This window comes from Cellulomonas fimi (genome assembly GCF_012952065.1).
GTDB lineage: Bacteria > Actinomycetota > Actinomycetes > Actinomycetales > Cellulomonadaceae > Pengzhenrongella > Pengzhenrongella fimi_A.
Genome location: NZ_JABCJJ010000023.1, coordinates 1 through 13,264, shown reverse-complemented (window position 1 = coordinate 13,264; position 13,264 = coordinate 1). Strand labels below are relative to the sequence as shown.

The window sequence follows — 13,264 nt, the reverse complement described above, 5'->3', positions numbered from 1 at the left end:
CAGGATCGCACCACTGAAGCGATCACGCATCTTGAAACGCGCCAAGGGTTGTTCAAACGTTGTTCGCAGCTGGGCGGTCAGCGCTTGCCCACGAACCACGTCCGGACGAGCGCCACGCGTGCCTCGAGCTGGTCGACGGTCGCGAGCGGGACCTCGGGCCCGCCGCTGCGACGGCGGAGCTCGGCGTGCACCGACCCGTGCGGCTGCCCGCTGCGCCGTGCCCACGCCGACACCAGGGCGGCCAGCTCCTTGCGCAGCTCCGCCAGGCGGCGGTGGTCGACCTCGGGGGCCGGATCGCTCGGCGTGCCACGGCTGCGCCGGGCCGTGAGCTGGTCGGCCTGACGCTGCCGGAGCAGCGTCGTCACCTGGTCCGGCTCGAGCAGGCCGGGCAGGCCGAGGAAGTCGAGCTCCTCCTCCGACCCCACGTCGGCCCCGGTGCCGAACTCGCCGCCGTCGAACAGCACGCGGTCGAACGACGCCTGGGCCTCGAGCGCCTCGAACGCGCCCTGCAGCCCGTCCGGTCCCACCGCATCGGGTCCCGAGTCGCGTGCGTTCGCCGCGGCGAGCAGCGCGTCCTCGGGGTTGAACAGGTCGCCTGCCTCGGCACCGGTCAGCGGCCGGTCCAGCGCGTGGTCCCGCTCGGCCTCGAGCGTGCCGGCGAGCTCGAGCAGCGGCGGCACGCTCGGGAGGAACACCGAGGCGGTCTCCCCGCGACGCCGCGCACGGACGAACCGCCCGACCGCCTGGGCGAAGAACAGCGGGGTCGCGGTCGAGGTCGCGTACACCCCGACGGCGAGCCGGGGCACGTCGACGCCCTCCGACACCATGCGGACCGCGACGAGCCAGCGGGAGTCGCCCGCCGAGAACGCGTCGATCGCCTCGGACGGTCCCGTGTCCGCGCCCGAGTCGTCCGAGAGCACGACCGTGGGCGACTCGCCCGTGAGCCGGGCGAGGTGACCGGCGTACGCACGTGCGTCTGCCTGGTCGGTCGCGATGATCATCGCCCCCGCGTCAGGGACGGTCCGTCGCACCTCCGTGAGCCGCCGGTCGGCCGCGGCGAGGACGGACGGGATCCACTCGCCGTTCGGGTCGAGCGCCGTCCGCCACGCCTGCGCGGTCATGTCTTTGGTGAGGGGCTCGCCCAGCCGGGCGCTCACCTCGTCCCCGGCCTTGGTGCGCCAGCGCATCTGGCCCGAGTACGTCAGGAAGATCACCGGGCGCACGACGTGGTCGCGCAACGCGTCACCGTAGGCGTAGCTGTAGTCCGGCGAGCTCCGCCGGATGCCCTGCGCGTCCCGCTCGTACCGCACGAACGGGATCGCGGCGGTGTCCGAGCGGAAGGGCGTCCCCGTCAGGCTCAGGCGGCGGGTGGCCCCCTCGAACGCCTCCCGGATGCCGTCGCCCCAGGACAACGCGTCGCCGCCGTGGTGCACCTCGTCGAGGATGACGAGGGTCGGCGCCGCCGCCGTCCGGGCCGCGTGGAGCGCGGGTTTCATGGCGACCTGCGCGTACGTCAGCGTCACGCCGTCGTAGTGGGCTCCCGTGCGACCCTGCGCGTTGCGGAAGTTCGCGTCGAGGCGGATACCGACCCGTGCGGCGGCGTCGGCCCACTGCTTCTTGAGGTGCTCGGTGGGCGCGACGACGGTGACGCGCCGGACAGCCCCGGCCTCGAGCAGCTCGGTGGCGATCCGCAGGGCGAACGTCGTCTTGCCGGCGCCCGGGGTCGCGACGGCGAGGAAGTCGCGCGGCGCCTGCGAGCGGTACTGGTCCAGGGCGGCGGCCTGCCACGCACGCAGCTTCTGCGCGGTGCCCCACGGCGCACGGCCGGGGAAGGCAGGCGAGAGGTGCGAGGCAGCCGACGAGGATGCGGCCGATGCGGAACGTGCGCCCTGGCGGTGCGCGGCGCTCACTTGCCGCCGGCGGCGCCGCTGCCACCAGAACCGCTGCCCGAGCCGCCCGGGCCGCCGTCCTGCGGCGCGCGGAGACCGTCGTAGATCTCCTTGCAGATGGGGCAGACCGGGAACTTGTTCGGGTCCCGGCCCGGCACCCACACCTTGCCGCACAGCGCGATGACCGGCTTTCCCGAGAGCGCAGAGCCGAGGATCTTGTCCTTGCGGACGTAGTGCGCGAACCGTTCGTGGTCCCCCGGCTCCACCTGCTCGGTGGTCTCCTCGCGCTCGAGGATGCTCGTCGAGGTGCCGCCGGCTCCGCCCGGTTCACCGAACGGGTCGTCGGGGCCGGTGGCGGGGGGAAGCGGCTCGCTCATGGCGACGAGTCTACGACGGGCCCTGTGACAGACCGGCGGCTCGCTCACCGGAGACGAGCGAGAAGTCGGACCGCACGCGCGTCGTAGACCCGGCCGCCCAGGACCACCCCGGCCCGCACCGCGACCGCTCCCCCACCCGCGCCGAGCGCGAGCACCACCCACCCGATCGCGGGCTGCCACGCCACCGCGAGGGCGAACGCCACGAGCACCGGGAGCGCCACGACCGCCGTCGCGGCGGACGCGACCAGCTGCGCCGCCATGCTCGCGCCGATCGCGCCGGCCTCGCTCGCGAACGGGCTGGCGCCCGCGGCCGGGACGGGGTACGGGAGCGCGACGCTCGTGACGGCCGAGACGGCCAGCCCGGCAGCGAGCAGCCCGAGCGCGAGCCCGAGCGTCGCCGGGAGCAGGTCGGGCCGGCGGGCGACCGCCACGCCGGCCAGGCTGCCGGCCACCACGAGCGGGACGCCCCAGCCCAGCAGGCCGAGCAGCCGGCCCCACCGGTCCACGCGGCCGGTGGTCCCGCTGACCACGTGCAGCCAGAACGCTGACCCGTCGAACGCGAGGTCGTTGTGGCGCCCCCAGCCGAGCGTCGCGCCGAGCAGCGGCCCGAGCGCGATCGCGACGATCCCCGGCACGTCGACCACGGTCGCGAGCAGGACGGTGATGAGCGCCGGGAGGACGAGCAACGAGACGAGCGCCGTGACGAAGCGGGGATCGGTGACCCAGTACCGGCGGGCCCGGACGCCGATCGCGCGCGCGGCGATCCGCTCGCGGGACGCGGCGCCGAGCCGCGACCCGGTCAGCAGCGCGTCGACCTGGCGACGCGAACGACCCGAGCCCTCGGACGGGTTCACCAGGCGCCGCCGGATCAGCAGGCCCCACGCGACCGCGCCCAGCACGACCCACGCCGAGGCGAGGGCGAGCCGCGACACGGCACCCAGGGTGTCGCCGTCGGCGGCGGACGCGGGAGCCGCCCACGCGAGGGCGAGCGGGGTCCAGCCGAGCACGCGGGCGATTCCCGGAACGCGTTCGAGGGTGCCCTCGAGGCCGAGCCCGCCGATCCCGAACGCGAGCGGGAGCGCGGACGTGACGACGACCGCGGCGGTGACGGCGCTCAGCTCGCGTGCGCGTCGGCTGCCCAGCATCCGCGCCGCCGCCGTGGTCGTGATGCGCGCGGCGAGCAGGCACGTCGCCAGCGCGAGCACGGCCCCCGCCGCCGCGACCACCGCGGCCGCGGTGCCCGCGCTCCCCCAGGCCACCACGGCGCTCGCGCACACGACGGCCGTGAACAGCGCAGGCACCGTGAGGACGGAGGCGACCAGGAGCCCGGGGACCAGGCGGCGCACCCGGACGCCGAAGGTCGCGAACCGCGCGGGCTCGAGGGTGTCGTCCGAGCCGAAGACGAGCACCGGCACGACCGCCCAGCCGGTCACCAGCACCGTGCCGACGACGACCAGCATGTCGTGCCGCACCGAGACGTCCTGCCGAGCGAGGAACAGCGCCCCGCCCAGGACCGAGGGCACCGCCCCGAGCGCCCACACGGCGCCGAGAGCGAGCAGCACGACCCGCCACCGGTCGCGTCGCAGCGTGTTCCGCAGGAGCGTGAGCTTCAGGCGGACGACGGTCGCAACCACGCGAGCTCCTGCTCGGGGACGGCCCCACCGAGGAGACCGACGAACCGGTCCTCGAGGTCGATGCCGCGGCGCACCTCGTCGAGCGTCCCGGCCTCCACGACGCGGCCCGCGGCGACCACCGCCACGTGGTCGCACAGCCGCTCGACCAGCGCCATCACGTGGCTCGACAGCACCACCGTGCCGCCCGCCGCGACGAACCGGGTCAGGATGCCGCGGATCGCCGTGGCCGACACCGGGTCCACCGCCTCGAACGGCTCGTCCAGCACGAGGAGGCGCGGCGCGTGGACCAGGGCGCACGCGAGCGCGACCTTCTTCGTCATGCCCGCGGAGTAGTCGGCCACCAGCAGGCCCGCGGCCGCCCGCAGGTCCAGCGCGGCCAGGAGGTCGTCGCGACGCTCGCGCACAACGTCGGCGGGCATCCCGCGCAGCAGCCCGGCGTAGCTGATCAGCTCGGCACCGGTGAGGCGGTCGAACGTGCGCAGGCCGTCGAGCAGCACGCCCAGCAGGGGGCGCGCCGCGTGCGGGTCCGCCCAGAGGTCGACGCCGTGCACGAGCACGCGCCCCGCATCGGGGACGAGCAGGCCCGTCGCCATTGAGAGGGTGGTCGTCTTGCCGGCGCCGTTCGGGCCGACGACGCCGTAGAAGGAGCCGCTCGGGATGTCGAGGTCGAGCCCCGCGACCGCGATCGTGGCGCCGAACCGCCTGGCCAGGCCCCGCAGGCTCAGGGCGGGCGCGAGGGCAGTCATCCGCGGAGAGTAACCCGCTCCACCGGGCGCTACTCTGTAGTGCTACATTGGCACAACGCTCGGCACAACCGCCGTCCGACGCCACCCGAGGAGCCCGTGCCGATGAGCACGTCCGAGATCATCGGGTTGGTGGCGGTTGCGCTCGCCGTGCTGGTGGCCGCAGCCGACCTGCGTCGCCCCGCCGCCCAGCAGCGCGCGGCCACCACGTTCGCCCGAATGGTGGATCTGGCGCCGACGTCCGCGATGCACGACGACGTGCTGCACCGGGTGCGGGCGCGCTCGCTCGCGGGCCTCGGCGGCTGGGCGGTCGGTGCCGCGATCGCCATCGACCGCCCCGCGCGCCACTTCCGCCAGACCCTGTGGCCGTCCACCCCGGCACCGGCCGCCGCGACCGGCCGCGCGGCAGGGGCGACCCGATGATCCTCGCCGTCGACCCCCGCTCGCCGGTCCCGCCGTACGAGCAGATCCGCGGCCAGGTCGCGGCGGCCGTCCGCTCCGGGACGCTCGTCCCGGGGACCCGGCTCCCGACGGTGCGCCGGCTGGCCGACGACCTCGGGGTCGCGGCCAACACCGCGGCCCGCGCGTACCGGGAGCTCGAGCAGGCGGGCGTCGTCGAGACGCGCGGTCGGCACGGCACGTTCGTGGCCGCCACGGGTGCTGCGGGTGATCGCGCCGCGCTGGCCGCGGCGCTGGACTACGCGCGCCGGGCCCGCGAGCTCGGGCTCGAGGACGCCGAGGCGCTGCGCTGGGTGCGCGACGCGCTCAAGGTCGCGCAGGCCTGACCCGGCCGGGCGCGGACCCCGGCCGGGCTGCGAGGCACGTCCGGGCGGCCGCTACCCGAGACGGCGAGCCAGGGCCATCGCGTCGAACGGCGCGCGCACCTTGACGTCGTTGTCGAAGTAGACGTAGACGTCGCGCTCGGCGGCGGCGTTGCCCGCGCTCCACGCGCGGACGCGGTCGGCCCAGGCGTCGAGCGCGGCGTCGTCGTACCCGCTCACGTAGAGCTCCTCGGCGCCGTGGAGGCGGACGTAGACGAAGTCCGACGTGACGTCGAGCATGAACGGCCACTTCCCCGCCGTGTCGGCCACGACCAGCCCGATGTCGTGCGCGCGGAGCAGCTCGACGAAGGCCGGCTGCTCGTACGAGGCGTGCCGGACCTCGAGCGCGTGCCGCAGCGGGCGGTCGGCATCGGTCGTCGTCCAGGCGCGCCCCTCCAGGCGCGCGTCGTGCCTCGTGGCGAGCCGCGCGGCGTCGGCGGTCGTGCGCGGGAGCAGGTCGAAGAAGGCGGCCAGGCGCGCGGCGTCGAACCCGAGCATGGGCGGCAGCTGCCAGAGAACCGGTCCGAGCTTGTCCCCCAGCGCCAGGACGCCCGAGGCGAAGAAGTTGGCCAGCGGCGCCTCGACGTCGGCCAGCTTCTTCATGTGGGTCACGAAGCGCGGACCCTTGACCGCGAAGACGAACCCGGGCGGGGTCTGCGCGTACCAGGCCTGGTAGCTCGCCGGCCGCTGCAGCGAGTAGAAGGAGCCGTTGATCTCGATCGAGTTCAGGTGCGCGGACGCGTACTCCAGCTCCGCGCGCTGCGGGAGCCCGCGCGGGTAGAACGAGCCGCGCCAGGGCGCGTACCGCCACCCCGAGATCCCGACGCGGACGGCAGCCACCGACCGAGCCTAGGAGCGCGGCCCCGGTCCTTCCTGGTGAACGGCTGTCGGACGGTACGCGGGATGCTTCGCCTGGCACGACGGAAGCACCCGTCAAGCCGCGCCGGCACGCCGTGCGCGTGCGACGGCGTCGACCGCCCCGTCCGCCCAGGGCTCGCCGTGCCCGGGGAGCACCACGGACGCCCCCGTCGCGGCGAGGGCGTCGAGCGATGCGAGCGCCCGGCTGCTGTTCGCCGTGGCGGCGCCGGCCACGATGTGCGGGCCGGTCCGCCCGGTGTACGGGTCGAGCGTCACGAGCGCGTCCCCGCTGATCACCACGTCGCGCTCCGGCAGGTGCAGCGCGCAGTGCCCGAACGTGTGGCCGGGTGTGAACAGCACCCGTGGCGAGCCCGGCACGTCGAGCGTCCCGACTCCGCCGTCGAGGTCGTAGGTGCGCAGGCCACGCACTCCCTTGACCGCGAGCGCGCCCGCCCGCGTCATGGTGGCGAGGATCGGGATCGCGCGGGGGTAGCGCAGGGGGTACGTGCTGCGCAGCCGCTCGTGGCTGTAGCGGTACGGGTGCGCGGCCAGGTACGCGTCGTCGGCGTGGACCCAGATCGGCACGCGCAGCTCGCGCTGGGCGCGCGCGGCGAACCCGACGTGGTCGAAGTGCGCGTGCGTCAGCGCGATCGCGGCGATGTCCCGCGGCTCGTGGCCGAGCTCGCGCAGCGCCTCGTGGAGCAGCGACCACATCGCGGGGAGCCCGGCGTCGACCAGCGTCAGCCGGCCGCCGTCCTCGATCAGGTAGCAGTTCACGTGCGCGTGCTCGAGCCGGTGGACCCCGTCGGCCACCCGGGTCGTCAGCATGGCGTCCTCCCGTCGGGTCGCGGTGCGCGCTCCCTCGCGCGCCACCCGCGCAGCCGTCACGCTAACGCCGCGAACCTCACGACGCGCGCGGGAACCACGAGACCGGACCGTCCACCCGGAGCCCGACGCGCTCGGTGACCGGCAGGTCGCCCTGCAGCCGGCAGAGCACGGGCAGCGGCGCCCCGCCCTCCCCGTCGACCTCGAGCAGCACGCTGGCATCGTGCCCGTAGAACACGGTGTCCACGACGCGCGCCGGCACGCCGACGTCGCACGCCACGAGGTGCACCTGCTCGGGCCGCACCACGAGGGTCCCGCTCCCGTCCACGCAGCCGGGCGCGGGCCGCAGCTCGCCCAGCGGGGTGCGCGCGACGCCGCCGGCCACCGTCGCGGCGAGCACCACGGCCTCGCCCACGAAGCGCGCCACGTCGAGGTCGTGCGGGGCGCGGTAGACCTGCTCCGGCGTCCCGGCCTGCACGACGACGCCGTCGCGCATGACCGCGACGACGTCGGCGGTCGACAGGGCCTCCTCCTGGTCGTGCGTCACGAGGAAGCCGGTGGCCCCCGTGGCGCGGAGCGCGGCCCGGACGTCGGCGCGCACGCTCGCCCGCAGCGCGGCGTCGAGCGCAGAGAAGGGTTCGTCGAGGAGCACGACCTGCGGCTCCGGGGCGAGCGCCCGCGCGAGCGCGACGCGCTGCTGCTGACCCCCCGAGAGCTCGGCGGGCATGCGCCGCTCGTACCCCTCGAGCCCGACCAGCTCGAGCAGCTCCGACACCCGGCGACCGCGCCGCGGGTCGCGACGCCGCAGCCCGTACGCGACGTTGTCGGCAACCGTGAGGTGCGGGAACAGCGCCCCCTCCTGGGGCACGACGGCGATGCGGCGCTTCTCGGGCGCGACGTGCGTCCCGGGCGGCGCAGTGAGGAGGCGACCGCCGACGGAGACCGTGCCGGCACCGGCGCGCTCGAACCCCGCGATCACCCGGAGCAGCGTCGTCTTGCCGCAGCCCGACGGGCCGAGCACGGCGACGAGCGCCCCGGACGGCACGTCGAGGTCGACGCCGCGCAGCACCTCCAGGTCATCGAACGACTTCCGGACACCGCGGACCTCGAGCAGGCTCACCGGGATCGTCCTTCCAGGGCAGGAGCAGGGACGGGTGCCGGCTCGGCACCCGGGGGCGTCCCGGCGAGCACGGCGGGGTCCCGGCCGAGGCGCGCGTGCGCCGTCGTGAGCAGGAACGTGGGCACCGCCGCGAGCAGCACGAGCAGGACGGCGTAGGGCGCGGCTGCGGCGTAGGCGCCGGTCCCCGTCTCGGTCCAGAGCCGCGTGGCGAGGGTGTCCATGCCGGTCGGGCGCAGCAGGAGCGTCGCGGGCAGCTCCTTCATGCACGAGAGCAGCACGAGCGCAGCACCGGCGGCCACGCCGGGGCCGGCGAGCGGGAGGGTCACGCGTCGCATGGAGGACCACGGGCCGTGACCGAGCGAGCGCGACACCTCCTCGAGCCGGCGCGGGCTCAGCGCGACCGACGCCCGCACGGCCCCGACCGCGGCGGGCAGGAACAGGACCGCGTAGGCGACGACGAGCAGCGGCGTCTCCTGGTAGACCGGTCGGGCGAACCGCACGCCGAAGAAGACGAGCGACAGCGCGACGACGATGCCCGGCAGCGCGTGCCCCGCGAACGTCGCGTGCTCGAGCGTCCGCACGCCGCGACCACGGAACCGGGCGACGAGCACGCCGACCGGGACGGCGAGCGTCGTCGTGAGCAGGGCGCCGAGCACCGAGACGCCCGCCGTCGCGAGACCCGCCGCCACGAGCCTGCCCGGCTCGAAGGCCGCCGACGACCCGCGGACCAGCCAGAACGTGAGCGAGGCGGCCGGGAACGCGAGCGCCACGGCGGCGACCGCGACGCAGGCCCCGACCGCAGGACCGCGCCACGCACCGAGCCGCACCGTCGCCGCGACCCGGGCGACCCCGCCGCCGACCCGCGCCTGGCTCGCCCGCCCGCGCGAGCGCGACTCGGCCACCGTGATCGCGATCGTGAGGGCCACGAGCAGCAGCGAGAGCAGCGCGGCCGGCGTGCGGTCGAAGCTCGAGCGGTACGAGGCGTGGATGACCCGCGTGAACACGTCGTACCGCAGGAGCGACGGCGCGCCGAAGTCGGAGAGCACGTAGAGCGCGACGAGCAGGGCCCCCGCGGCCGCGGCAGGGCGCACCTGGCGGACGGTCACGGCCAGGAACGTCTGCCGGGCCGAGCGGCCCAGCGACCGCGAGACCTCCTCGAGCGCGGGGTCCGTGCGCCGCAGTGCGGCGACCACCGGCAGGTACACGTAGGGGTAGGTGCACGCGGTCATGACCAGGAACGTGCCCCAGAAGCCCGCGAGGCCCGGCAGCGCGGAGATCCACGCGTACGCCGCGACGTAGCTCGGCACCGCGAGGGGCAGCGCCGCCAGCACGCCGAACGTCCGCCGCCCGGGCAGGTCGGTGCGCGTGGTGAGCCAGGCGAGCGTGACGCCGACGACCACGCACGCGGCGGTGACCGCGGCGGCGAGCCCCACGCTGCGCGCGACGAGCCAGAAGGTCCGCTCGCGCAGCAGGACGTCCACGGCCGTCGCAGCGCCACCCTCCGAGGCGCGGATCACGAGGTAGACCAGCGGCAGCAGCGCGACGGCCCCGGCCACGCACGCCGGGACGACGAGGGCAGCGGGGGGCCGCTCGGCGTCCCGGCGCGCGGGCCGGGGTCGGGTCAGGTGCGGGGCGAGGATCAGGTCAGCCCCACGTCCGCCAGCAGCTCGAGCGTCGTCTCGAGCGAGTCCAGCTCGTTGAGGTCGATCTGGTGCGAGTCGAGCTCGGCGAGCGGCGCGAGCTCGAACTCCGTGCTCGTGATGCCGGCGACCACGGGGAACTCCGCGGTCTTGTCGGCGAAGTACTGCTGGGCCTCGTCGGAGAGCAGGTACGCGACCGCGGCCGCGGCGGCCTCGGCCTTGTCCGAACCGGCCAGGACGCCGGCGCCGGCGACGTTCACGAGCGCCCCGGGGTCGTCGCTGTCGAGGAAGTGGATCCGGGCGTTGACCTCGTCCTCGCCCAGCTCGGCGACCTTCTCGTACCAGTAGTAGTGGTTGATCAGCCCGAGGGCAGCCTCGCCCGAGTCGACCGCGTCGAGCACGGCGATGTTGTTGTCGTACGCCTTCGGGTCCTGCGCGGCGAACGCCTCGAGCCACTGCCGGGCACCCTCCTCGCCGCGGTCCACGCGCAGCGCGGTCACGAAGGCGTGGAAGCTCGCGTTGCTCGGCGCGTACGCGAGCTTGCCCTTGAACTCGGGCGCGAGGATCTGGTCGATCGACGTGATCTGGTCGATGCCCGGCACCTGCTCGGGGTCGTACGCGAGGACCCGCGCACGCGCGCTCGTGGCCACCCAGCGGCCCTCCGCGTCGCGGTACTCCGTGGGCACGAGGTCCGTGACGGCGGGGTCGAGCGGCGCGAGCATGTCGGCCTTGGCCAGCGCGCCGAGGGCGCCGGCGTCCTGGCTGAAGAACACGTCCGCCTCGGTCGCGTCCCCCTCCTCGAGGAGCTGCGCGGCGAGCTCGCTCGAGGACGCGTACCGCACCTCGACGGGTACCCCGACGGCCTCCTCGAGCTTCTCGAGCACCGGCTCGACCAGGTTCTCATTGCGCCCGGAGTAGATGACGAGCGCGTCCTGCGAGCCGCCCGCCCGCGCCCCGTCGCCGTCCTCGGGGGACGACCCCCCGCACGCGGCCAGCGTCGCGGCGACCGCGACGACGAGGGCGGGCACCAGCAGGCGGGAACGTCGCACGAAAGTCTCCTGAGAGTGGTCAGCGGGGCGAGGTGAACCTTACTCAGGTAAGCCTTACCTGGGAAAGCCCGCGGCCTGTGGCCTGAGTCACTCCCGCCGGAGTCCCCCCGCTGCCGACGTGGTGCCCTCGTGAACATGCGCACTCGCCCCGACGAGAACCAGTTGCTCGGGCTCATCCGGTCCGGCACGCGGCCGCCGGGGCGACGCCCGGCAGATGACCATGCCGCAGAGCCGCCTTGAATGCGCCCTGCAGCAATGGGCCCGGAAGGCTTCATCAACTGAAGCGTCATGATCGACCTCGGATGAGTTGAGGGCGACTGGGCGCGGTCGACCCGCCGACACCGGCGTCGTCCTGACGCACGACGGAGCGGCCCGCCGCGGACGTCCGCGGCGGGCCGCTCCGTCGTGCTCAGTGGGGCGTCGGCGCCCGCTGGTCATCCGGGGATGGTTCCTGCGAAGCGGCGCGCAGTATGTCCCGCGTCTCCATCTCACCTGCGACGACGTACAGCACGGCGACGTAGACACCCATGACCGCCCACAGCAACCCGTGGGCACCCGCGCCGTAGAGCGCCACCGCGACGATGGCGACCACCACCGTGGCAACCGTTGAGAGGGCCGATCGCCACGGAGTGCTCCGCAGCGCCGGCGTCGGGTCATGCCACCGCGTCATCAGGGGCTCCTAGTAGCTACCGAAGCAGTCCCTGTCATTGTACCGGTACACCAACGGCGGCGGGGTGACCGTGATCGCGATGCACTGGCCGGCGCCCCTGGCGATGTTCGCCTGCGCGTTGATGTAGCCCGCGTAGAAAGCGCAGAACCCCAACGCCGGAAGTCCGTACTTCCCGAACACCCCACACATGGCGATCGCGCTGCCCGCGTTGGCGAAGTCGCGGGTTTCAGGCTTGTTAAACTTCGCCGACCACGCCGCGGCGAACCACTTCCACCGCGGGTCCGCGGTCACGGGGTACGCCGTGCTCGCGTCGGCCCCGATCACCTGCACGAGGGAATTGGCCTGCACCTCGTAGCGCGTGGCGACTGGGGCGCCGTTCGCGTCGACGGCCCACGCGGCGCCGACCTCCGCGATCGCCACGCCGCCGTCAGCGGTGTCGGTGACCAGCGCCACCTCGCCGTTCGAGCCTTCAGCGACCTTCACATCGTCACCGAACGTGTAGGTGAACGAGTGCGCCGCCTTCGCGTTGCGGATGATCGTCTGCACGCGCATCGAGCCGTCGTCGAGGACCTGCACTGCGGCGTCGACGCCCTTGCCCTTCCCCTTGCCCTTGTAGACCACCGTGCCGTCCCTAGCAACGCCGCCCTTGCTGAGGTTGAGTTCAGCAGGCAGATTCACTGCTAGCTGCGGCATGGCGACGTCGGCAGGCTTGCTCAGCAGTAGCTCGGCGGACGGGTCCGTGGGGATCGTGGCGTGCACGCCGGACGCGACCGCCGTGAGGTCGCCGCCAGGTAGCGCGGTCGCCGGGACGACGGTGCCCTGGTCGGGGCCGACCCGTGAGATGAGGTCGGCCACCTCGTCGAAGTGGTCGGCTGCCTGGGCGGGAGGGCCGACGGTCAGGGTGAGAAGCATGGCCACGGCGGCGGCCGCGGCGACGGTGGTGCGCGGACTGCGGGTGTCGAGGTGCATGATCTCCTTCGATTGGGTTCCCGTTGCGCCCGCAGACTGGCAGGGGTGGACACGTTGGGTCAATAGGGGTATTTCCCTGGTCATGAGCCCGGTGACTCGTACGGTCCTAGGCGGTGTGGGTAGTGAGATTCGTGACGGCGACAGCCCGACGTATCACCGACGGCAAGAGGAAATCCGAGATCATCCGCCGCCTCAAGCGCCACCTCGCCCGCGAGCTCTGGGCCACCATCCGACCCTCCGCTCAGCAGCCACAGGCGCCGCACGCGCCGCTTGACAGCTATTAGGAGCATCAACGCCCTCGCCGAGTCGACCATCGGGCTGTTCGAGACCGAGCTCATCCGTCGTCGCGTGCCCTGGCGGACGCTGGACGACGTCGAGATCGCGACCCTGGACTGAGTCGACCGGTTCAACACCCGCCGCCTGCACACCGAGCTCGGCGACTTCCCACCGAGCGAGCACGAGACCAACCACTACCGTCAAGTCAGCTCGTCGACGAACCTGGAAACCAGAGAACCGAGCCTCCACTGAACCCGGGGCGGTTCAGCCTCGATCCACCGATGGGCCGTGGCTCGCTCGTTGATCTGGGCCGGGACGGCGGTGGTGGTTCTCGGGTGTGTGGTGTTCGCCGGTCTGCCCGGCTTTTCCACTGATGGTCCTTGGTCGTAGGCG

15 protein-coding genes are annotated in these 13,264 nt (G+C 74.1%); 3 read left to right on the top strand and 12 right to left on the bottom strand.

Annotated features, from left to right (window positions below):
* Window positions 1-77: 77 nt before the first annotated feature.
* From HIR71_RS12755 to HIR71_RS12740, 4 genes are read right to left on the bottom strand one after another with little or no spacing between them, the layout of a single operon-like run.
* A complete protein-coding gene (locus HIR71_RS12755) occupies window positions 78-1,910 on the bottom strand; it encodes a DEAD/DEAH box helicase (protein ID WP_169325457.1) in 1,833 nt (610 codons plus the stop codon).
* Window positions 1,907-2,266 (bottom strand): DUF3039 domain-containing protein, encoded by a 360-nt coding sequence (locus tag HIR71_RS12750; protein ID WP_169325456.1) that lies wholly within the window; start codon window positions 2,264-2,266, stop codon window positions 1,907-1,909. Before HIR71_RS12750 ends, HIR71_RS12755 begins: the two co-directional genes overlap by 4 nt.
* A 44-nt stretch (window positions 2,267-2,310) precedes the next feature.
* Window positions 2,311-3,900 (bottom strand): hypothetical protein, encoded by a 1,590-nt coding sequence (locus HIR71_RS12745; protein ID WP_169325455.1) that lies wholly within the window; start codon window positions 3,898-3,900, stop codon window positions 2,311-2,313.
* Window positions 3,876-4,646: an ABC transporter ATP-binding protein gene (locus tag HIR71_RS12740; protein ID WP_169325454.1), complete on the bottom strand. Its 771-nt coding sequence runs from the start codon at window positions 4,644-4,646 to the stop codon at window positions 3,876-3,878. Before HIR71_RS12740 ends, HIR71_RS12745 begins: the two co-directional genes overlap by 25 nt.
* A 102-nt stretch (window positions 4,647-4,748) precedes the next feature.
* Between HIR71_RS12740 and HIR71_RS12735 the strand changes: the two genes are divergently transcribed.
* Together HIR71_RS12735 and HIR71_RS12730 are read left to right on the top strand one after the other, a co-directional pair.
* Window positions 4,749-5,066: a hypothetical protein gene (locus HIR71_RS12735; RefSeq protein WP_169325453.1), complete on the top strand. Its 318-nt coding sequence runs from the start codon at window positions 4,749-4,751 to the stop codon at window positions 5,064-5,066.
* Window positions 5,063-5,428, top strand: a complete 366-nt coding sequence (locus tag HIR71_RS12730; protein WP_169325452.1) for a GntR family transcriptional regulator — start codon at window positions 5,063-5,065, stop codon at window positions 5,426-5,428. The genes HIR71_RS12735 and HIR71_RS12730 overlap by 4 nt, the downstream gene beginning before the upstream one ends.
* A gap of 51 nt (window positions 5,429-5,479) precedes the next feature.
* Here HIR71_RS12730 and HIR71_RS12725 read toward each other — a convergent pair whose 3' ends face one another.
* The 7 genes from HIR71_RS12725 to HIR71_RS12695 all read right to left on the bottom strand — a co-directional run bounded on the left by HIR71_RS12725 (window position 5,480) and on the right by HIR71_RS12695 (window position 12,595).
* On the bottom strand, window positions 5,480-6,304 hold the full coding sequence (locus tag HIR71_RS12725; protein ID WP_169325451.1) for a DUF72 domain-containing protein: 825 nt from the start codon (window positions 6,302-6,304) through the stop codon (window positions 5,480-5,482).
* 93 nt (window positions 6,305-6,397) lie between these two features.
* Entirely contained in the window at window positions 6,398-7,150 is a 753-nt protein-coding gene (locus tag HIR71_RS12720; protein WP_169325450.1) for an MBL fold metallo-hydrolase, read from the bottom strand.
* Between the two features lie 76 nt (window positions 7,151-7,226).
* Complete coding sequence (locus HIR71_RS12715; protein WP_169325449.1) at window positions 7,227-8,267, bottom strand: ABC transporter ATP-binding protein; 1,041 nt, start codon at window positions 8,265-8,267, stop codon at window positions 7,227-7,229.
* Window positions 8,264-9,823 carry an ABC transporter permease gene (locus HIR71_RS12710; protein WP_169325448.1) on the bottom strand — a complete coding sequence of 520 codons (1,560 nt, stop codon included), beginning with the start codon at window positions 9,821-9,823 and terminating at the stop codon, window positions 8,264-8,266. Before HIR71_RS12710 ends, HIR71_RS12715 begins: the two co-directional genes overlap by 4 nt.
* Before the next feature lie 83 nt (window positions 9,824-9,906).
* The gene (locus HIR71_RS12705; RefSeq protein WP_169325447.1) at window positions 9,907-10,956 is read right to left on the bottom strand and encodes an extracellular solute-binding protein; all 1,050 of its coding nucleotides are present in this window, start codon (window positions 10,954-10,956) and stop codon (window positions 9,907-9,909) included.
* A gap of 409 nt (window positions 10,957-11,365) precedes the next feature.
* Entirely contained in the window at window positions 11,366-11,626 is a 261-nt protein-coding gene (locus HIR71_RS12700) for a hypothetical protein (RefSeq protein ID WP_169325446.1), read from the bottom strand.
* 9 nt (window positions 11,627-11,635) lie between these two features.
* Window positions 11,636-12,595 (bottom strand): hypothetical protein, encoded by a 960-nt coding sequence (locus tag HIR71_RS12695; protein ID WP_169325445.1) that lies wholly within the window; start codon window positions 12,593-12,595, stop codon window positions 11,636-11,638.
* A 270-nt stretch (window positions 12,596-12,865) separates the two neighbouring features.
* Between HIR71_RS12695 and HIR71_RS17250 the strand changes: the two genes are divergently transcribed.
* Complete coding sequence (locus tag HIR71_RS17250; protein WP_282959295.1) at window positions 12,866-12,991, top strand: hypothetical protein; 126 nt, start codon at window positions 12,866-12,868, stop codon at window positions 12,989-12,991.
* Between the two features lie 80 nt (window positions 12,992-13,071).
* On the opposite strand, the gene HIR71_RS16480 is transcribed toward HIR71_RS17250, so the two are convergent.
* A partial coding sequence (locus tag HIR71_RS16480) for a hypothetical protein (RefSeq protein ID WP_211374160.1) occupies window positions 13,072-13,264 on the bottom strand: 193 nt, incomplete at its 5' end.